Annotated in this window: 21 protein-coding genes and 1 pseudogene; 8 read left to right on the top strand and 14 right to left on the bottom strand. The window is 37.2% G+C overall.

Annotated elements, in window-relative coordinates; translation table 11 throughout:
• Window positions 1–135: 135 nt before the first annotated feature.
• On the bottom strand, window positions 136–291 hold the full coding sequence (locus tag F6K23_RS03585; protein ID WP_293150651.1) for a hypothetical protein: 156 nt from the start codon (window positions 289–291) through the stop codon (window positions 136–138).
• Between the two features lie 126 nt (window positions 292–417).
• Entirely contained in the window at window positions 418–759 is a 342-nt protein-coding gene (locus tag F6K23_RS03580) for a CU044_2847 family protein (protein WP_293150649.1), read from the bottom strand.
• Window positions 760–1,094: 335 nt separating this feature from the next.
• Between F6K23_RS03580 and F6K23_RS03575 the strand changes: the two genes are divergently transcribed.
• Window positions 1,095–1,226 (top strand): hypothetical protein, encoded by a 132-nt coding sequence (locus F6K23_RS03575; protein ID WP_293150648.1) that lies wholly within the window; start codon window positions 1,095–1,097, stop codon window positions 1,224–1,226.
• Window positions 1,227–1,424: 198 nt separating this feature from the next.
• Here F6K23_RS03575 and sufU read toward each other — a convergent pair whose 3' ends face one another.
• The 7 genes from sufU to F6K23_RS03540 form a co-directional block, all read right to left on the bottom strand.
• The gene (gene sufU / locus F6K23_RS03570; protein ID WP_293150646.1) at window positions 1,425–1,865 is read right to left on the bottom strand and encodes a Fe-S cluster assembly sulfur transfer protein SufU; all 441 of its coding nucleotides are present in this window, start codon (window positions 1,863–1,865) and stop codon (window positions 1,425–1,427) included.
• A 515-nt stretch (window positions 1,866–2,380) separates the two neighbouring features.
• Window positions 2,381–2,974 carry a nucleotidyltransferase family protein gene (locus F6K23_RS03565; RefSeq protein ID WP_293150644.1) on the bottom strand — a complete coding sequence of 198 codons (594 nt, stop codon included), beginning with the start codon at window positions 2,972–2,974 and terminating at the stop codon, window positions 2,381–2,383.
• Complete coding sequence (locus F6K23_RS03560; RefSeq protein ID WP_293150642.1) at window positions 2,967–4,061, bottom strand: XdhC family protein; 1,095 nt, start codon at window positions 4,059–4,061, stop codon at window positions 2,967–2,969. Before F6K23_RS03560 ends, F6K23_RS03565 begins: the two co-directional genes overlap by 8 nt.
• A gap of 710 nt (window positions 4,062–4,771) precedes the next feature.
• Complete coding sequence (locus F6K23_RS03555) at window positions 4,772–5,341, bottom strand: hypothetical protein (RefSeq protein ID WP_293150640.1); 570 nt, start codon at window positions 5,339–5,341, stop codon at window positions 4,772–4,774.
• Window positions 5,342–6,148: 807 nt separating this feature from the next.
• Window positions 6,149–8,356 (bottom strand): xanthine dehydrogenase family protein molybdopterin-binding subunit, encoded by a 2,208-nt coding sequence (locus F6K23_RS03550; RefSeq protein ID WP_293150637.1) that lies wholly within the window; start codon window positions 8,354–8,356, stop codon window positions 6,149–6,151.
• Window positions 8,357–8,884: 528 nt separating this feature from the next.
• Window positions 8,885–9,922: a xanthine dehydrogenase family protein subunit M gene (locus tag F6K23_RS03545; RefSeq protein ID WP_293150634.1), complete on the bottom strand. Its 1,038-nt coding sequence runs from the start codon at window positions 9,920–9,922 to the stop codon at window positions 8,885–8,887.
• A complete protein-coding gene (locus F6K23_RS03540) occupies window positions 9,909–10,403 on the bottom strand; it encodes a (2Fe-2S)-binding protein (RefSeq protein ID WP_293150631.1) in 495 nt (164 codons plus the stop codon). The genes F6K23_RS03545 and F6K23_RS03540 overlap by 14 nt, the downstream gene beginning before the upstream one ends.
• A 383-nt stretch (window positions 10,404–10,786) precedes the next feature.
• On the opposite strand from F6K23_RS03540, the gene F6K23_RS03535 reads away from it, so the two are divergent.
• Both F6K23_RS03535 and F6K23_RS03530 read left to right on the top strand, forming a co-directional pair.
• Window positions 10,787–11,116 (top strand): hypothetical protein, encoded by a 330-nt coding sequence (locus tag F6K23_RS03535; RefSeq protein WP_293150628.1) that lies wholly within the window; start codon window positions 10,787–10,789, stop codon window positions 11,114–11,116.
• A 401-nt stretch (window positions 11,117–11,517) separates the two neighbouring features.
• Window positions 11,518–12,303, top strand: a complete 786-nt coding sequence (locus F6K23_RS03530; RefSeq protein WP_293150625.1) for a type IV pilin-like G/H family protein — start codon at window positions 11,518–11,520, stop codon at window positions 12,301–12,303.
• A gap of 933 nt (window positions 12,304–13,236) precedes the next feature.
• Here F6K23_RS03530 and F6K23_RS03525 read toward each other — a convergent pair.
• Both F6K23_RS03525 and dacB read right to left on the bottom strand, forming a co-directional pair.
• On the bottom strand, window positions 13,237–13,449 hold the full coding sequence (locus tag F6K23_RS03525) for a hypothetical protein (protein WP_293150622.1): 213 nt from the start codon (window positions 13,447–13,449) through the stop codon (window positions 13,237–13,239).
• Window positions 13,442–15,085 (bottom strand): D-alanyl-D-alanine carboxypeptidase/D-alanyl-D-alanine-endopeptidase, encoded by a 1,644-nt coding sequence (gene dacB / locus F6K23_RS03520; protein ID WP_293150619.1) that lies wholly within the window; start codon window positions 15,083–15,085, stop codon window positions 13,442–13,444. The genes F6K23_RS03525 and dacB overlap by 8 nt, the downstream gene beginning before the upstream one ends.
• A gap of 280 nt (window positions 15,086–15,365) precedes the next feature.
• Between dacB and F6K23_RS03515 the strand changes: the two genes are divergently transcribed.
• From F6K23_RS03515 to F6K23_RS03505, 3 genes are all read left to right on the top strand, one after another.
• The gene (locus F6K23_RS03515) at window positions 15,366–15,512 is read left to right on the top strand and encodes a hypothetical protein (protein WP_293150616.1); all 147 of its coding nucleotides are present in this window, start codon (window positions 15,366–15,368) and stop codon (window positions 15,510–15,512) included.
• A gap of 140 nt (window positions 15,513–15,652) precedes the next feature.
• The gene (locus F6K23_RS03510) at window positions 15,653–15,844 is read left to right on the top strand and encodes a Uma2 family endonuclease (RefSeq protein WP_293151035.1); all 192 of its coding nucleotides are present in this window, start codon (window positions 15,653–15,655) and stop codon (window positions 15,842–15,844) included.
• Window positions 15,845–16,770: 926 nt separating this feature from the next.
• Window positions 16,771–17,751: an aldo/keto reductase gene (locus F6K23_RS03505; protein ID WP_293150613.1), complete on the top strand. Its 981-nt coding sequence runs from the start codon at window positions 16,771–16,773 to the stop codon at window positions 17,749–17,751.
• A gap of 270 nt (window positions 17,752–18,021) precedes the next feature.
• On the opposite strand, the gene F6K23_RS03500 is transcribed toward F6K23_RS03505, so the two are convergent.
• Window positions 18,022–19,284, bottom strand: coding sequence for a hypothetical protein (locus tag F6K23_RS03500; RefSeq protein WP_293150611.1), 1,263 nt, complete (start codon window positions 19,282–19,284; stop codon window positions 18,022–18,024).
• Between the two features lie 91 nt (window positions 19,285–19,375).
• Window positions 19,376–19,642, bottom strand: a pseudogene (locus F6K23_RS03495) (photosystem II q(b) protein); the annotation flags it as partial.
• Window positions 19,643–19,805: 163 nt separating this feature from the next.
• Here F6K23_RS03495 and F6K23_RS03490 point away from each other — a divergent pair.
• A complete protein-coding gene (locus tag F6K23_RS03490; protein ID WP_293150608.1) occupies window positions 19,806–19,937 on the top strand; it encodes a hypothetical protein in 132 nt (43 codons plus the stop codon).
• Between the two features lie 336 nt (window positions 19,938–20,273).
• On the top strand, window positions 20,274–20,408 hold the full coding sequence (locus tag F6K23_RS03485) for a hypothetical protein (protein WP_293150606.1): 135 nt from the start codon (window positions 20,274–20,276) through the stop codon (window positions 20,406–20,408).
• 106 nt (window positions 20,409–20,514) lie between these two features.
• On the opposite strand, the gene F6K23_RS03480 is transcribed toward F6K23_RS03485, so the two are convergent.
• Window positions 20,515–20,718, bottom strand: coding sequence for a hypothetical protein (locus F6K23_RS03480; RefSeq protein WP_293150603.1), 204 nt, complete (start codon window positions 20,716–20,718; stop codon window positions 20,515–20,517).

Genomic DNA, 20,718 nt, shown 5'->3' with positions numbered 1-20,718 from the left:
TCTCAACATGATTCATCATATCCCTAAGTAAATTAGGTAAAGTAATCAAATTAGACAGATTTATGGGGAAATATTTGCTATTAATGACTTTTCTAATGTGGCAATGATATTAACTTTTATCTTGTTATAGCCTTGTTATAGCAAGGGAATATTCGAGGGAATATTATTTACCAATACATTCTCTTTTCTACCCACATTTTCAACAACATGGGCAAAAGTTAGAAAATCAGTATAATTTTGCTCCCGATAAAAAGGAAACCCAGTACCAATAACATTTGCTTTATTTGTCAATAGTACTGGTAACTAAAACAATAGATTGTTCTAAATCCTTCTATGATAGTAGAGTAAAAATTGCATAGAAATAAATGTCTAAAGTAGCCAATATAGCCCTTTATTTGTTGAATTATTCTTAGCTTTTTAATCTACTTTTTTAAGAGAGATTTGGTATGATTTTTTCGGTTTAAGCACTAATTTAACTTTTAAATTTGTACCAGTTGTTCCTTTTGGAATATATAGATTACCTTCCCCTTCAAAGTTAAGATTAACTTCCACCTCAGCTTGTTCAATTTCCATATCTTTGTTAATTTCTTGCCAAGCCTCAGTAATTGGGCGACTAATATTTATTAATATAGGTTTAACTTTAGCAAAACTAGATTTAACTTTTTTAATAACATTAGTAGAAATTGGTTTAGCTTCATTGTCTGGAACTTCTGCTTCAACTAAAATCCCATCTTCTAGTTTAATTAATCTGGTGGCCATATATGTTTATTACTAGATTTAGTTGCTATTCTATTGTAAGCATTCAGCCGTCAGCTATCAGCTAGCCTCCTCCGGAGGAACTGCGAACTTCAGCTATTGCTTTTAATTTAGGATAAAAGCTTTATTAATTGTCTTACTACAAAAATTGGCTCCCTTGCCTTTAAAGTCAGTTGTTAATTTAAACACTGTCCTTAAAGGAGAGAGTCTTGTTGCTGATAGCTAACAGCTAATAGTTGTTTGCGCAGCATTCCGTAGGAAATGCTTACATTCTATTCAAGCACATTTTAGGGATTTTCAGAATAATACCGATTTAAAAAAAGGTGGTGGTGCTAGTAATGGTAAAGGAAGTGTGGGGAGATGGGGACCCACCCGCGCACCCCTCCGGTGGAGGGGAATGTGGGGAGATCGGGAGTGTGGGAAAAATTAAAAAATATATATCCTCACCATTACCATGCAGGACTACCTAAAAAAATAATGTTATTAATAATAAGGGCAATGAAAAGAATCTACAGAAAATGTTCTTTTAACTAAAAAGATAAATTACGACCTAAAAAATTGGATCAAAGCTATTCATTCTGACTCCTGACTCCTAATAAATAGCCTAGCTATTTGTAGCAAACAGTTGTAAAAAAAGCTGACCGCTGATTGCTGAACTGCTGAATGCTTTAATTTAGTGATTCTAGCGCTTTTTTCAGGGTGTGCCAGCTTAGTAAAACACATTTAATTCTGATGGGAAATTGGGCAACTCCTTGAAATATATTTAGCTTTGGTAAATTATCGGAAAGACTAATTTCTCCTTTGAGCATTTGACGAAATTGTTCTGTTATTTCTAATGCTTCTTCTCTAGTTTTTCCTAACAATATTTCTGCCATTAAATCTGCGGAAGCAATGCTTAAGGCACAACCTTTTCCTTGAAATTTTATATCTTCTATAATTTGCTTTTTTTGACTGAATTTTATTGTCAGTTCAATGCGATCGCCACATGAGGGGTTATCTCCTATTTGATAGCGGTCTATAGGGTTGGTTTTTCCTTGATTTTTTGGATATTTAGCCCGTTCAAGAATTGTTTGATGTTGGAGGTTACGAAGATGGTTTTGAGTATTCATAATTATCCGAATTTGAGTGAATAATTTTACAAATAATATAATAATCCGGGAGTCATATCAAATCCGGTAGCATCGGTGTTATTCAGTCTTTAAAGATAAGAGTCTATAGAACCCATTTGAGATCTATATAATTATGGTAGCCAAGTCTTTTCGCCCATCAATGAGTGAGGAAAAATCTGAAAAGGAGTGTTGAATTTTTTGTATTATTTCTCCCCACATCTTCCCTCTTCCCTCTTCCCTCTTCCCTCCTGTCTCCTGTCTCCTGTCTCCTAGCTAGAAAAATTTAATATTTATGAAGATACGCTTAGGGGTTCTATACTGTAGGGGCGAATGGCCATTCGCCCTTACCGATTGTATGACTATCAACAGAATTATATTACTCCGAAGCCAACGGATTTGATATCAGGAGTCAGGAGTCAGAAGGGAAGGGAATTTAGAAACCCATATTCCCCTCCACCGGAGGGGTTAGGGGTGGGTCCTCCCACTCCCCTACTCCCCTATTCCCCACTCCCTTCTTAGAGAATTTTTAATCTTTCATAATCAGCAAAAGTATCAATATCTATTTCTCCTCTAGGAAAATCAACTGTTGCTACTTGACAAGCATATTTATTGATTATTTGTTTAGCACCTTTGTCTGTTTTTAAGTTAAGAATTTCTGGAAAAAGACTAGAACTAAATAAAGCCGGAACTCCTACAACACCAGAATATTCAGAAGCAACTATTGGATTTGATTTTAAATAATAAATATCAATCATTTTCTGGATTAAGTTAGTAGATAAAAAAGGCTGGTCGCAAACCATTATTATTACTGCTTCTATAATTTCTTGAGTAGTTTGCAAAGTATTAATACCAGCTCTGATTGAAGTATTCATTCCCTCCTGCCAATCAGAATTTTCGACAATTTTTACTGGAAAATTACTAATCTCAGGAAGTATTAGATTGCCATAAGCACCAAGCACTACAATAATTGGCGAACAACCAGAATTAACAGCAATTTCAACAGTATTGAAAATCAAACTATTCCCTTTGTAAATCAACAATTGTTTGGGCTGACCCAAGCGAGTTGATGCACCAGCAGCTAAAATTATAATTCCTATAGATTTATTCATTATTTTGACTATGAATTGGTAGGTTACGATAGCGTAAAAAACCTGCTGAACGGTTAGAAATTACTGCTTGAATTTCTGCAATAATTGCTAAAGCAATTTCTTGGGGATTATCAGCACCAATATCTAGACCGACTGGAGCATATAAACATTTTTTGTATTGCTCATCTATGGGAATTTCTGCTAATAATTTTTCTGTTCTTCTGCGGGGTCCTAGTATTCCTAAATAACGTAAGGGCAAAGGTAAAATATTTTTGAGAATTGTCAAATCATAAAGATAGTTATGAGTCATTACAACTACTACAGTTTTTTCATCTAAAATTACAGATTTTGGTAGTTTTTCATATTCGGAAATAACTATAGAATTTGCTTCTGGAAATCTAGTAGATGTGGCATAGGTAGAACGACAGTCTAATACTGTGACATACCATCCTAATTGTTTGGCAAAAGATGTTACAGGTATGGCATCGTGACCAGCACCAAATATTACTAGAGATAGGGGTGGATGAATGACCTCAATAAAAGCTTCTATATTATTAATAGATATTTGACATGACTTACCCGAACTCTGAGCTGTTTTGGCACGATCTACTAATAGTTGAACGAGGGAATTATCAGTTATTTTAGTAGTAAAATTACCATCGGGAGATAACATCAAATGATATTGCTCCGCAGTTTTACTTCTAAATACTGTAACTAAAACTCCTGGTTGCCTATGCTGAAGACAGTCAGCAAAAAATGACATTAAGTCTATTCCGTTTTCACCGGATAGAGGTTCGATGAATATATCAACTATTCCCTGACAACCCATTCCTAAACCCCAGATAATATCTGCTTCAGAAGTTGTGTCGTAGGTAACAAGGCGATACTTACCGGAACTCATTACCTCTTGCCCTTGTTCCAAAACATCACCTTCGAGACAACCACCACTGAGGGAACCGACCATTTCACCTTTAGCAGTCATCAACATTCGTGCCCCAGCTCGGCGATATGTTGAACCCGCAACTTTGACAATAGTGGCGAGGGCGAGGGTTTCACTAGAGTTTTTGAGTTTGGCGTAACTTGCAATAATGTCTTGTAATTCTTTCATTAATAAAAAATTTAGGGAACAGACAACAGGGGGTTCAACAATTAATAATTAATAATTAACAATTATTTGGTAAGAGTTTTAGACCTTTTATGTATAGCAACTACCATTACTATTAGGACTTATGGAACGTAAGCATTTCCTGCGGACTGCTGCGCAAACAGCTATTAGCAGTTAGCTATTTCTTTGGAATGCTACCCAAACAGCAATTAATAATTACTTATCAGGTTGGGGAAAGAGATTTTGGCATTAACTTTTTATTATTTCTCAATTTCAAAAGTTCCTTTTGCCTTTCCCAACATTCATAACTGATAGCTAATAGCTGACAGCTGAATGCTTACTATAAAACAGTTGTTTACCGAATAATTAATAATTAAATAATTAAATAATTAAACAATTCGGCTAATTCCGCCTCCCCTTTCAAGGGGAAAGAAGCGGTCGATCTTCGCAGCTTCCCGAAGGGTGGGATAGCGCAGGTTTCCTGCGCTGTCCGACCATCGACCAAGAGAATAAATTTTTTCCTTATTTGTCAATCCTCTCCCTTTTAGGAAGAGGTAATTATCAATTATCAATTATCCATTAATGAAGTAGCACTCCGCAGGAGAAACAATCAAATATCAATAATCAAACTTCTTCCTTTTTTCTTTTTACTGATGCTATATATTTTGGCAGTTTGATAAATTTTATATGGACAGCTATAAAAATTTAAACTATTAAAATTGCCGTCCTATTTTATAATTTTTTCGATTAATTCTGAATTCTGACTCCTGACTCCTGACTCCTGACTCCTTCGATAATGGCAGGTACTTAACTTTAGCCCACGCAGCAATAACATTACCTAGCCATTTAGTTTTGTCATAAGATTGATAGGAAAGAACATTATACTCTCGATTTGCTGTTTTGATTAATAAGCCCCATGATGCAAATCTATTGCCTTTAAAACCACTGGTTTTGACTTGTTGTACATATTGAATTTTTGACCGTTTAATTTCTTGTATTTCATTTGTTAAAATACCTATATCTTTGGTAAAAATTAAGCAATTGAATCTAAAGTCAAAACTTAATTTTCCTAGAAAAAAATAGAGAATTATATAGATTTGATTGAATATTTTAGCAGCAAAAAAATACAAAACTAAAGGGATGAAAAAAAATAGAAAAGTTAAAATACTAATCACATAATCTTGAGTCAGGATAAATGAACTTATTAGCAATGTAGCAATAAAAAAACAAAATAATATCCAGATAAAACAGCAGATAATTGAGAATATAAGTAAGTATGTCATACCGTTTGGACGGTAAACTAATAGGAGGTCGCTGTTAGGCAAATAAAATATTCTGAACCCTTTCGGAGGTGGAATAATTGGTAACATGAAAACACCAAAAATAACAAAGGAAGTAAGTTCAACAATTAATAATTAGGGTTTGCGTATGGAAAGTCTGTTGGTAGGGGTAGGAGACAGGAGACAGGAGGCAGGAGATAGGAGACAGGAGACAACCCACCCCTCGCCCCTCCCCCTCCCAGGAGGAGAAGACAGGATAAATGGGAATTATAGAAGAAGTAGTCGGAAAATTGTCCCTTAATTTTTCTGCCATAATCATCCCAAAATCCTAGCTTTATGCAGCTCTTACTACCGAAAAACTGACACTTTTTTAGACCAAAAAATGCTACAACCAATATCAGTTAATGCTTTGATATTTAATCAGCAAGCCCTAATTAATAATTAATAATTAAATAATTCGCGCCTTGAAGCCTCTCCTTTTAAGGGGAGGCTTTAAACCACAATTTTTCCGTAAAAGTAAAAGCAGTTGATGATTTGTGTATCATAATTTATTTACTTTCAGTTTTTCAAGTGAAAATTATAGTAGGTAACAGAGAACAGTGAGAAAAATATTTCCCTGTCTGGTAGTCCTGCATAGTAATGGTATACAAGGAACAAGGGATGCTTGGCACGGGAGCAAGATGCTCCCACTGCTGTACCTCGTAAAAAAATAATGCAATGCACTACCACTTCTTCCTTATTTTTCCCTCCTGACTCCTGTACGAGCGAATGCCATTCCCCCCTACTGACTCCTGACTCCTCCCTTCAACCCTATTCTAATAACTTATCTGGAGTAATAGGTAAATCTCGAATACGCTTACCTGTGGCATGATAAACAGCATTAGCGATCGCTGCTGCAACTCCCACGATAGAAAGTTCCCCAATACCCTTAGTTCCCAGAGCATTAACATAGGGGTCTTCCTCCTCCACAAACTGCACCTGAATATCAGGCACATCTAGCTGGACAGGAATCAAATAATCTGAAAGATTATGATTCAGAATACGTCCATAGTGGGGAGACATTACCGTATGCTCCATCAACGCCATACCAATACCCCAAGTAATACCGCCAATCATTTGACTGCGGGCAGTCTTAGCATTGAGAATGCGTCCAGCACCATAAACACCAACACACCGTGTCACTCGTACTTCTCCCAACAAACGGTCTACTCGCACCTCCACAAAAGTTGCTCCAAAAGAATATTTGGCATATTCCTGCTGTTGCTGTTTCGATACATTATCACCAACCGCTTCAATATTTTCTAAACTATGACGAGTGAGAATTTCCTGATAACTTTCCCCGACCACAGGATTATTTTTCAACAATAATTTCCCAGACTCAAAAATTACCTCCTCCGGTTTTGCCTGATAAAGGGGTGAGTCAGAATCAGAAATTGCCATCTCTACCACTTTACTCCTAGCTTTCATTGCTGCTGCTTGTACTGCCGTACCCACACTACTAGCTGTAGTAGAATTTCCGGTAAGTGGCGCTTTGGATAATTTAGTGTCGCCAAGTTTAAATTCTACCTTCTCCACAGATACGCCTAAAACTTCGGCAGTAACCTGTGTCATCACAGTATAAGTTCCTGTACCTAAGTCGTGTGTAGCACTTTCGACCAATATTTCCCCACTATTATATATAGTTACTTTAGCAGTAGCAGGAAAACTGTTAGCAGGAAAAGTAGCACTGGCCATGCCCCAACCAATTAGACTTTCGCCGTCACTCATAGACCCTGGTTTGGGGTTGCGGTGTTTCCAGCCAAATATTTCTGCTCCTCGCTGATAACATTCTTTGAGAGATTTACTGGACCATGGATGCCCGGTAGCAGGGTCTACATCTGCATGGTTGCGGACTCGGAGTTCGATGGGGTCTAACTCTAGAGCGTAACTAAGTTCATCCATTGCTGACTCTAAGGCAAACATTCCCGGTGCTTCCCCTGGTGCCCGCATAAAAGTGGGAGTGCCAGCATTGATACGGCCAAGGCGATAGTTGGTATCAACGTTGGGGCAGCTATACATCATATTTGTTGCCATTGCTACGGGTTCGGTAAATTCGTCAAAGGGTGACGTTATAGTTTCGCCGATGTGTTTGATGAGTCTAAGTTTACCGTCTTTAGTTGCGCCGAGGGTCAGATGTTGGCGGGTGGGGGCGCGATATCCGACAGAGGTATACATTTGAGCGCGGGTAAGTACGAGTTTAACTGGGTGCTTCACATAACGCGCCGCCAGAGTAGCCAGAATAGCGTGAGACCAAACAAATGCTTTACAACCAAACCCACCGCCGAGAAATTCAGAAATGACTCGGATGTTTTCTGGGGGAATGTCGAAAACTTTAGCCATCGCTTCTTGTGCAGAACAAACTCCTTGAGTTGTTTCGTAGAGAGTGAGGCGGTCGTCTTCCCAAACTGCGGTAGTTGCTGAGGGTTCGATGGGGTTATGGTTTTCCATCGGAGTGCTGTAGGTTTTTTCGACTAATATCTCTGCTTGGGAATGCCCGGAGGTAATATCGCCCCGGAGTGAGTGAGCGGGTAACATCCCCAGAAAAATTCTTTCTGGATCGTATCCTTGTTGGAGTGCTTCATCTATATCTATTGTTGGTTGTTCGGTTTGATATTCAACTTTAACTAAGGTAGCTGCATATTGAGCTTGCTCTAAAGTTTTTGCCACTACTATCCCAATGTGCTGTCCTTGATAATAGATATTCTCATCCTGGAGAATGGGGAGACTTTGTCCGCCAGGAAAAAAGGTAATTTGATTAAATTTGGGAACGTTGCGGTGGGTAATGACTGCCAATACTCCGGGGGCGGTTTCTGCTGCGGTAGTTTCGAGCTTGGTAATTTTGCCTTTAGCAATGGTGCTTTCTATTAATACGCCGTAAGTCAAATTTTCAACTGGCATATCAGCGGTATAACGTGCGCCACCTGTAACTTTAAGTTTTCCGTCTACACGGTTGATGGGTTTTCCGATAACTTTATTCATGTTTGGTGTTTACTTAAATAGTTCGTAATAGTTATTTTTTTGCCTTTAGTGAAGCAAAAGCGTTAACGTTTGCGGTAGCATTCCGACAAGAAAGTTGTGCGCTAGCTCAACAAAAAATTTTCTCCTTCTACTGGGGGTTTCTTATTGTTTCTTCCCTCCTGACTCCTGACTCCTGTTTCATTTACTGAAAATAGGTTCGTAATAGTTAGTTTTTTTTCGGGCATTGGTAATTTGAGATATGATATCATGTCCGGAGAAGAGCGCTATAGAACTCCGTGACCTTTACCCTAGCAAAAAACTTTCTCCTTCTATTCCTGTTTCTTCTTCTTTCTTACCTCCTGACTCCTGACTCCTGAGGACTGACTCCTAAGTAATTAAGATTAATATCATACACTAATTTACCAACGCCGTTTTTTTTGCGTTTCGCGAAGCAAAACCGTTAACGTTTGTGCCCTTTATGACCTTAGTGCAGCTTCGACCCAGGAGATAGGATGCGTTGTACGCCAGCAAACAAAAAATTTTCTCTTTCTACTCCTGTTTCTTCTTCTTTCTTCCCTCCTGACTCCTGACTCCTGACTCCTGACTCCTAAGTAATACAGTTGACAGCGCACGAATAATAGCACGTTTAGCTAGTTCAATTTTAAACTGGTTATGTTGTTGTGGTTTTGCTTGTGTCAAAGCTGCTTCTGCTGCCTTAGAAAAAGTTGCATCATTTATCGGTTTTCCTTCCAATGCTGTTTCTGCTTCCTGGGAACGCCAAGGTTTTGTACCAACTCCTCCTAATGCTAGTCGTGCAGACTTGATAATATTTTGCTCAACTTCCAGAGCAAGAGCTACAGAAACTAGGGCAAATTCATAATTGGCGCGATCGCGTACTTTTAGATAGTAGGAGTTACTAAACCAGGAAACAGCAGGTACTTCCACAGCAATTATTAATTCTCCATGCTCTAAAACATTTTCTCGGTGAGGTGTTTCCCCTGGCAACAGATAAAAATCATTTATCGGCACTCGACGTTGTGCAGTTTTACCCTGAATACAAACTACTGCATCTAAAGCAACTAATGCTACTGCCAAGTCTGAAGGGTGAGTGGCGATGCAATGTTCGCTCGTACCCAAAATAGCGTGCATTCTATTGTAACCTTCCATCGCAGGACAACTCGTACCTGGAATACGACGGTTGCAAGGGAAAACCGGGTCGCGAAAATAATTACAACGGGTACGCTGTAACAAATTTCCTCCCACTGTTGCCATATTCCGCAGTTGAGGAGAAGCACTTTCTAATATTGCCTCTGAAATAACAGGATAGGAATTTTTCACTGTGGGATAACGAGCAACATCACTCAATGTTACCAAAGCACCGATGCGGAGGTTGTTGTCAGCATCAACTTCCACTGAGTCTAAAGGTAGAGGGTTGATATCTACAACTTGCTTTGGTGTTTGTACGCCATCTTTAATTAAACCTATTAAGTCTGTACCACCAGCAATAAAAGATATAGTCTCATCCTCAGAGACTGTGGTTATAGCCTTATTTTCTTCATTAACTCTGGCATAACTAAATGGCTGCATTTTCTGTTTTCTCCACTACTTCACGAACTGCTGCAACGATATGATGATAAGCACCACAACGACAGAGGTTGCCACTCATACCTTCCCGAATTTCTCGATCTGACTTTGGTTGTGTTTCTGCTAGTAAACCTACTGCGGAAACTATTTGACCGGGAGTGCAATAACCACATTGAAAAGCATCATGCTCAATGAAAGCTGTTTGCACTGGGTGTAGTTGTCCATTTTCTTCTGCTAAACCCTCAATAGTAATAATTGACTTTCCCATTTGCATTACTGCCAGAGTCATACAAGCATTAATTCGTTTTCCATCGACTAATACCGTGCAAGCTCCACATTCTCCGCGATCGCATCCTTTTTTTGTTCCTGTTAAACCTAAATATTCTCGCAGTGCATCTAATAATGTCACACGAGGTTCTATATTTAGCTGATGTGGCACTCCATTAATTTTTAATGTTAGTGCTATTTTTTCTTCTCCTAACATTTTAATAACCTCTAAAATAAGATGATTACAATATTAATAGATCGTATCAGAACAGGGCAATTTTGGTCAATTTATCTGATGAGGAAACTGGACCTAGATATCATCAAATAGTGGTTTTGATATTTCATAGATATGCAAAATAGGCGTTGCTGATTCTGGGTATGATTTTGCCCCCCTAGCCCCCTAAATTGGGGAAATAAAACTCTCAAAGTCCCCCATATTGGGGGGGGTTTAGGGGGCTTGACCAGAACAAAACAATCGCACATTCATACTTCAATCCAGCAACGCTGCAAAATATTCTCTAGATTGTTCATTTTAGCTAAAATAGTACTTATATCATTTCCGGTTATTAGACTTTGCTGGAAGGAAGGCAGAAGGCAGCTATGCTGAGGACAGAAGGGAATATTGGTTCAAAGGGAGAAGGTTTTTTGATCACGCTATTATCCGGACATGATATTAGACCATTTTCAAAAAATACTGTTACAGTGCTTTATTCTGTTGGTAGGAGTTTTGAGATTAATACTGTAGCGACCTTTTTTGAATTTGGTATTACGCAGTACAACCTATTTTCGTCCGAAGCGACCCACAGGAAAGCCATCTCAAATCCTCATTTTTCCTACCTCATGCGTAATATCATGTCCGGTGGAATACTTACACTTTGGAGGAAGGAAGGCAGAAGGGAAGAAAAGATTAGAAGGGATAAAGTTTTTTGATCACGCTATTATCCGGACATAATATAAGTCCTATAAAAATTATCATTACCAATAAGTTCTCAATTTGATTGGTAAATTAGATCGATAAACTTATACAACATAATTTATAGCAGTAGAAAAAAAGCGTAGCGCTATAGTAATCGAAAAAAATTAGGAGGCAAAAAATGTCAATAACAGAATATGCTAGTTTCTGGAATAGATTTGCAGCGGCTTTCATAGATGGAGTTATTCTATATATCGGTGGCAGTCTTCTTGGTGGTTTATATCATGTCCGGTAGCATCGGTCTTGTATAGTAAATAGGCAACAGCTCCGGAAGGCAACAGCTCCGGAAGGCAAGAAAAAAACTTAAATTTCCTGTAGATATCCACGCTAACTTTTACACAAACGATTGCCTTCGGACATGATATTATTAGTAGTTTTCTACGGACTTGCTGGTGGCACTAGCGAAGATGCCAGCGTCCTGGTTTTTTTCCTGGGTATTATTTGGAATTGGCTATACTATGCCATTATGGAAAGTTCTGCGAAACAAGCAACTCTAGGCAAAATGGCAATAGGGTTAGTTGTCACCGATAAAAATGATAACAGCCTGACCTTTGGTAGAGCAACTGCTAGATATTTTGCCAAGTGGCTTTCCTTTATACTTCTGATGATTGGTTATATCATGGCAGCATTTACGAAGAAAAAGCAAGCTCTCCATGACATGATAGCAGGTACTGTAGTTTATCAGAGGCAACGATCAAAAGCAGGTGGAATTATTGCTGGGATTTTCGTTGGTTTTATTGGGTTAATTTTTGTGTTAAGTCTCATCGCTTTACCCTTGTTTCTAAATGAGGCAATTAAAGCCAAACAATCAGAGGCAAGAATGTATATTAGTGCAATCAATAAAGGGCAACAAGCTTATTATGCACAAAACGGTGAATTTTCAGATAACATCTCTGATTTAGGATTAGGTATCCAGTTAGAAACTGCAAATTATTCATACGATATTAGCAGAATCAATTCTGGTCCTTATGTCATATCTACTGCTAATGCCAAAGATGGACAATTAAAAAGTTATTCTGGCATAGTCTACCTTAAAGATAGCCGTACCCAAGCAATGATTTGTGCAACTGACAAACCTTCGTCAACAGCACTAGATGATTTTGAATCTGTTGATAGATGTCCGTCTGGTTCTTCTAAGTTATAATCGCTCCTAAATATTTAATACCATTTCTCAAAAATTTTTCTACATTTTGTTGAGTAGGGGAGTGGGGGATAGGTTCTGCTGAAAAAATTGGTTGGTGGGGGTAGGACACGGGGACGCGGAGACACGGGGACGGGTCAATTTGTGGGGGAACAGGCAACGGTTTCGGCCATTTTATGTGAAGAAATTTTCTTGAATTTCAGCAGAAAATTTCAGTATTTTGAGACAAATAAGAGCCATAAAATTGGAGATAAACTGAGTATAAAAAGCTCTATTAGCTTAGCTATCCTGACTTTTAGCTTTATTGAGCAAACCCTAATTAATGGGAAACAAATAAATCTGATTCGCATTGCGGGGGAGTAGGGGAGAGGTCATTTCAGTTATCAGTTATCAGTTATCAGTTATCAGTACTTGTAGCTGTTTGCGCAGCATGACCTAGAAAAGCAAGAGGCTTGAAATCTGAAATATTATCTTTTTTTATCCCCTTAAAAGGGGAGGCGCATACCCAGAATTTTTCGGTAAAAATAAGAATAATTAACAATAACTGGGGTGCTAATTATCAAAAAAATTATTCAATCTGTGTTAATTACTTAGGGTTTGCTGAAAAAGTATTTTTGCTGGGGCTAGGAGACAGGAGTTAGGGGAATTTAGAGTAGGTAGGAGTAAGAACTGTAAGAATGATTTCTCTGCCCAACTTTTGCCTAAAATACGCTCCATGCATGACCATAAAAAGCTGAAAACCAGGCACTTTTTTCGACCTCAAAAAGGCTTTAGCCTTTACTTATCAATACTTTGATAATTAATCAGCAAGCCCTACTTAATAATTGAAGTGTCACTTAAATTAAGTATTCTTTTTTCACCCTTGGTATTAAGGGGGAAAAAAAGAAATAATATTTCCTTATATTTAATCCTCTCGATTTTAACCAGAGGTAATTATCAATTATCAATTAATGAACTTATATCATGTCCGCTGGTATCGTTTGTGTAAACCCAAGGGTGAATATCTACAGGAAATTTAAGTTTTTTTCTTGCTCTTAAGTATTCCGGCCAGATGAGCTGTTGCCAGATGAGCTGTTGCCTACCTTTACTATACAATACCGATGCTACCGGACATGATATTACTTCTATTTTTGTACTTCTTTTAACCACAACTATTTAATTGAGTTAATAACAAAACTATTTCATCAATAGCACTTCTCAAATTTTTTGTTTCTAAGTCAGACTGATTGACAATAATACTAAATACTAAAGGCTCAAAATTAGCAGGTTGAATATATCCTGCTAAACCAGAAACTCCACTAATTGTTCCTGTTTTTGCTTGTACATTTCCCTCGGCAAAACTATTTCTAAAACGTCTACTCAACGTACCACTTACACCAGCTACAGGTAAAGAATTTCTATAAATATTTGCCCAAGGAGAATTAGCCATTATTCTGAGAGTTTGCACCAAAGCTTCCGGACTAACTAAATTATGACGAGACAAACCAGAGCCATCATTTAATACAAAACTATTGGGAGTAACTCCTAACCTAGTTAAAATTACTTTTACCTCCTCCAAACTTTTTGCTAAAGTCTGATTATTAGATTTTTTCCTAGGAATTAATCTACTCCTAACTCCCATTTGCCGTAACAAAGATTCTGCATAAACATTATTACTCTTTCTATTAACTTCCTCCACTAATTCCGCCAATGTTGGAGACTCCACAAAAGCTAATTCAGTCAAATTAATATTAGAAGCAATCTGTGATTTTTTTACTATTTGAGAAACCTGAATTCCTGTTGTTGCTAAAACTTCACTAAATTTATTTAAAAAATTATCCACAGGTTCCACAACAGCCACATAAACAGGTTCCGATGCCGAACCAACTCGTAATTGCCCAGATATTCTAATTATTGGCTGAATAAAATCTCTTCCTACTTCTAAAAATTCTTTTTCATTCTTTCCTACAGTCACCGAATTATTTTCAATCTGCCATTTTTGACCTTCAACAGAATTAACAAAAGTAACTTGTAAAGGCTGACCTAAACTTTGAGGCGACAAAACCAAATCTATAGCATTTTGATTCAGAATTAAACTATTGATTGGTGCGCCATAACCAGCCTGAACATCTTCCCATTCCCAATTAGGATTAACTCCTGTTCCTTCAAAATAACTATCGTCAGCAATTAATTGATTAATAGTTTCTATCCCTTGTTCTTTCAATTGTTTAGCCAAACTTTGCAGTTGAGTTTCTGTTAAACTAGGGTCGCCTCTACCCACAATATATATATTGCCATTCCCATCACCATAAATTGAAGTTCTAATTCTAAATTGAGGGCGAAGTTTTTGTAATACTGCTGCAGTTGTTAACAGTTTAGCCGTAGAAGCAGAAATGAAATAATATTTAGCATCGCGGTTATAAACTGTAGTTTTTTCCGATAAAGTTTCGACTAAAATTCCCCACCGAGAACGATTAAAAATTGGGCGGTTAATTACAGCATCAATCCGATTACTTAATTCAGCCGGACAAATTTTTGTTGTAGCAGTTTCCTGACTAAGTACTATTAATGGATTGAGAAATACTACAATAAAAGTAATTTTCAAGAATTTATAATTAAGAATTAATAATTTAGAGTTACTTCTTCTTATAAATAAGGGGATTGGATAAAAAGATTTTTTTTCTTCTCTTGGTCGATTGGATATGGCAAGGATACCTCGCCATCCCTCGACCGCTTTTTTCTCCATTAATTGAGAAGCTTTATACCTGAATTTTTCGGTGATTTGTTTGACGGAAAATTTAAACATTTGTTATTGACTAAAAATAGAGTGCGATATTAAATCCGCTTTTCTTTAGTATTATTTGGCATTTAGTAATAATAATCAATATCTTAGGGGAAAACGGCCGTTTTTCCCTACTGACGGTATAAATTATATTACTCCGATTTGTTCCTAGTTCATATTACGCAAACGGGAACTGTAGCAAGCAGATTTGATATGATATAAAATGTAATTGGGCTAATTTGATAAAATATTGAATGACTTAATTCAATTATCACAAAAAACTATCACAAAATAGCAGAATAAATTGATAAATATAGCAACCGAAAATAAAATATTAACTGACCAAGAGTTTCAAGAATTCTCAGAAGATGGCAGTCATTATGAATTAATTAATGGAGAAGTTTTCGATATGAGAAACTCCGGAATGGAGCATGGTAATATTGCCAAATAATTAAGGTTTAAAGCCTATCATTTAAAGGATAAACAAGAAAAAAAAATCTCTACCACGTCAATCTTATCCTTGAAAAGAAGAGGTGATTATTAATAATTAATTATTAATAATTAATTATTAATTATTAATTATTACCAGATATTTATTTTGTTTCCAAAGACCGTTTATTAGGATTAAAGCTATTACCTAAAGGTTATTTTCAGGGTGCTACCGATTTAGCAGTAGAGGTAATTTATCCCAATAATACATTTGAAGAACTACATCAAAAAATTGTTGAATACTTTGAAAATAATTGTCGGTTAGTTTGGGTAATTAATCCTGATAAAAAATAAATTTTAGTCTACCATAAACCACAACCACTTAACGAAGTCAGAAGTCAGAAGTCAGAAGTCAGAAGTTATTTTTATAACGGGAATTTGAGCAACTTTCCAAAAATATTTCGCCTTAAAAGGCAGGGTTGCGCGACCCCATTATTTTGATAAATTATTACCGAAAAATTGTGGTTTAAAGCCTCCCCTTTTAAGGGGATAATAAGCGGTCGAGGGATGGCGAGGTCTCCTCGCCATATCCAATCGACCAAGAGAAGAAAAATTTTCATCTCTTTGTCAATCCTCTTCTTTCAACGAGAGGTAATTATTCATTATTCATTATTCATTATTGATTGTTGAAAAGTTGCTGATAATTTAGACGGAGAAGATATTTGACCGAGAAATTGTGGTCTAAAGCCTCCCGTTTTCAGGGGATAAACAAAAGAGAATTCCGTATTTTCGTAGCCTCCTTATTGCAGAGGTACTGATAATTGATAACTGATAACTGATAACTGATAACTGAAATGACCAGGTTTTATATTACCAGTAACAGACTTATTTATGGAGTGGAATTTCTAAAATTAGTGTTAAATTTTAAGCTGCTGTGCATTTAAACCACTTATTTGTTGTGTGTCTAATTAAGGAATGAGGATTTATTAACTTCCAGATTTCCTGTACAGAAGTATTTCAGTGAAATACTCCTAGACAAAAACTTTGGATCTTATTTAATTCTCATTCCTAACAGAATAACCATGATTACTTCTGACTTGCTAAGACACATTTTAAATACTTCTTAGCTGAGAATTTTTATATAGCGCTACGCATTAAGGTGTTTGACATTTCTAAACCCTGTTAGCGGAGTATTTGATCGCCGAAAACCCTTTAACAGTTTACTATTCCCTATTCCCTATTCAAGTAGCGCTATAATATCAAAAAACTTATAGATAACTATGACAAAAAAAACGACTCGACGTAACTTTATAATGACAAGCATTGCTGCTACCAGTAGTATAGTAGGTTGTGCTGCTGTCAATAAAAAATCTCAGACCAAAATAGCATCTGCTGAAAAGCTACCCATCACATCCACAATACCAGAACGAGTGTTAGGTAAAACTGGTGTCAAAGTACCACTTTTAGGTTTAGGTGGAGCAGGAAAAACACCTGTAGGTAAGAGTGAGAAAGAAAAAGAGGCTATGGCAGTAATTGAGGCGGCTCTGTCTCTAGGAATTAGATATTTTGATACTGCTGCTAGTTATGGTGCAAGTGAAGAACAGTTTGGAAAAGTTTTACCCGCTTATAGAAAAGATATATTTTTGGCAAGTAAGACCGGAATACGCGATCGCGACGGAGCATGGAGAGAATTAGAGCGATCGCTAAAACGGTTGAATACAGATTATCTCGACTCGTGGCAGTTACACCATGTTTCCTTTACAGAAACTTTAGATCAAATATTCAGTTCCCAAGGTGCTATCAAAGCAATGGAAGAAGCAAAAGAACAAGGTATAGTCAAATTTTCGGGAATTACAGGTCATCACGAACCTGATGTTATAGCTGAAGGACTACGTCGCTATCCATTTGACACTACCCTGGTTACTATTAATGCTGCTGACAAACATCATCCCCGACCATTTGCTCCTACTGTGTTACCTGTTGCGCAACAAAAAAATGTGGGTGTTATTGGAATGAAAATACCAGCTTACGGTAAGTTACTCCAACCGGGGATATTGAATATGCAGGAAGCGATGGGATATGTATTGTCCTTAGAAGGCGTACATTGTTGTATCGTAGCGACAGAATCTGTGGAAATGTTGCAGTCTAATGTTAGGGTAGCCCAAACGTTTCAGCAGTTAACTCAACAGGACATGGGAGCGATCGAACAAAAAACTGCTAGTGTTTGGCAAGAAAATACTTTCTTCCGTGCTTGGACTTGAAGAAAGTTGTAGGTTTGAAGAAGGTTGTAATGCTGCGACATACCTAAAATAATTCATGATTGTAGTGGACTGACACAGCTAAAATAGTGTATTAGAATAGTCAGCAAAAATTTGTTATTAAAGAAATAGGCGATCGCTATTAGTTGACAGTAAAAAACAGGCGATCGCTATTAATTGATAGTGCTGATGTCTTCCCCTCCTGGGAGGGGTTAGGGGTGGGTTGTCTCCTACCCCTACTAAAAGACTTATTCAGCAAACCCTAATTATTGCTTAACTTACTATGAAAAAGTATTCAGGATACTGTTTAGCTACAAGTGCTGATAAATATAAAATTATAGCCAAACCTAAAGTTACCCAAGCAGCGTATTCTTTTTTCCAAGGAATCTCAAAATATTTTTCAATCAGATACAAGAAAAAGAATGTACCCCCAATCCTTTGTAATAGTAAAACTTGCCAAACTGAACCAATATAAAGAGCAGCAACACCTGATATTATGGCCATAAATTGTAACCATAGATAGTTGTTAATATTAAACTTTCCAGACTGATACCATTTGTTAGAAATAATTAAAGTTCCAATAAAATAAACAAAACTCCCAATAAATAAAATTCCCGTAGAAAAAACTTCAATATAGGGAAATTCAAAATTTACTATTTCAGCACTAACATATATAGTTAATAAAATCAAAGAAGCAGACATTGCCCTGGGAATTACATCTCTTTCGGTAAAACCTATCATGTAACGAAGAGGAGTAACTATTATCGAAAAACCAAGAGAAGTTTCCAAGGCAATAATAGCAATAAAACCCAGTAGAGAACTTTGATAAAAAATTCCAGCGATCGCCCAAATTATGAACAATATTAAACTATCAAGATAAATGAAATTATAAATATTATCACGATAACTTTTTTTCCCATCAACAAGCTTTTGGAAAAAATTTCTATGTACATAGTGGCTGAAACTAATAGCGCCAGTTAACCCTAAGCAACCAGGAAAAGCAATAAATTCACCTATTCCATTAACAAAATTTCCTCCAACAATAGCACCAAAACAAGCTAAGTAAATAATAATTTCATAACCCCATGATGGAATTAGTTTGAGAATAGGAATTAAATATAGAGTAGCTAAGGATGTCAATGCGAAAACGAGTAAAATTGCTGCAGCAGTCAAGATAATATTTGTAAAAGTGACAAAACCAGCAATTTTTTGAATTATATTTCTTTGGCTTTCCAGTGTAACTATGTAGTTATTAGTTAATTGTATAATCTGTTCTAAGGTTAACTTTTCTCCAACAATAAGTTGAGATTTTTCCAAGTAATATTTTGTTTCTGTTGTTGCCTGAGTTTCTGAAAGTACATCCCTTTTTGCTAGGTCGTTAATAGTAGTAATACTGTATCGAATAGAAATTAATTCTTTAACTTTTTCTTGCGAGAGGTTATCAAAGTTATCCATATTATTTTGAGCAATACTCAAACCAGGAGTAGAAACCCAAAATATAACTACTAAAAATACACTAATAAGCTGACGCATCATAGTATTTTGATTTATTTTTATTGAAAACAAAAAACGCCCCCCAATAAAATTGGAGAGCGTTTATATTAGCTAACTAAAGCTAACTCAAAAATTAACCATTGATAGAAGGAGCTTCTACAGCAGCCAAATCTAGAGGGAAGTTGTGAGCGTTACGCTCGTGCATTACTTCCATTCCTAAGTTTGCACGGTTGATGATGTCTGCCCAAGTATTTACCACACGACCACTGGAGTCGATGATGGACTGGTTGAAGTTGAAACCATTCAAGTTAAAGGCCATTGTTGATACACCTAGAGCGGTGAACCATATTCCTACTACTGGCCATGCTCCTAAGAAGAAGTGTAAGGAACGGCTGTTAGAAAGAAATTCCCAGGGGCATTTACTGCCGAGGGAATAGTGAGCTGTGCCGTACAGCCAGTATTGGTTAATCCAATATCAAGATAAAAGCTGTTTCATTTTTCTACAGTTTTTTTCGTACGGTATGATTACCAAGAAAAATCATTAAATTTAATTAGAAAGCTATATGGAACCAATTCAACTGCAAATTCTTCATGCTGCCGATCAAGAAGCGGGTATTCCGGCGATCGAAGATGCTGTTAATTTTTCCGCAGTTATGAATGCTCTAGAAGATGATTTTGATAATACCTTTTACTGAGGAGTAACGAGTAACGAGTAAGGAGTAAGGAGTAATATCATGTCCGGTTGAACAGTTATAAATAAATAACTACGGAGGAGTCAGGAGTCAGGAGTCAGGAGTCAGGAGGGAAGAAAGAAGAAGGAAGAAGGAAGAGTAAGAACTGGAGTTGAAGGAGAAAGTTTTTTTTATAACTAATTATCCGGACATGATATAATATCAAATCCAGTTGAATACTTAATTGTATTGTTGGGGGAGATGGGGAGATGGGGAGATGGGGAGATTGAATAATGAACATATACTATATAACCGGATTCTATATCAGGAGTTCCAGAAATCGGATAGGAGAAAAAGCGGATGCGACCCCGCGACGACGCTAGCGCAGCTCCTCTGAAGGAGGCAAGTCACAAGCGGTCAGACCCCGCGTTGCCGTCAGCTCCCTTGGGGAATGCTGACTCCTTTTCGGGAATGCGCACCAAGCAGGTAGAATAATGCTTCCATCTCCCCACACTCCCCACCCTTCCCACACTTCCCACACTCCCTTTTAAATAGAACCCCTAAGCGGATCTATATGTTTATTTCTATCCACACTTCAATATTAAACCTCCCAATCTCCCAATCTCCCAATCTCCCAATCTCCCAATCTCCCAATCTCCCCATCTCCCAATCTCCCAATCTCCCCATCTCCCAATCTCCCCATCTCCCAATCTCCCAATCTCCCAATCTCCCAATCTCCCAATCTCCCCATCTCCCAATCTCCCAATCTCCCAATCTCCCAATCTCCCACTCCCCTACTCCGCAT

The organism is Okeania sp. SIO2C9 (assembly GCF_010672455.1).
GTDB lineage: Bacteria > Cyanobacteriota > Cyanobacteriia > Cyanobacteriales > Microcoleaceae > Okeania.
Note: the sequence above shows the minus strand (reverse complement) of the source record. Positions and strands in the feature narration are given on the sequence as shown.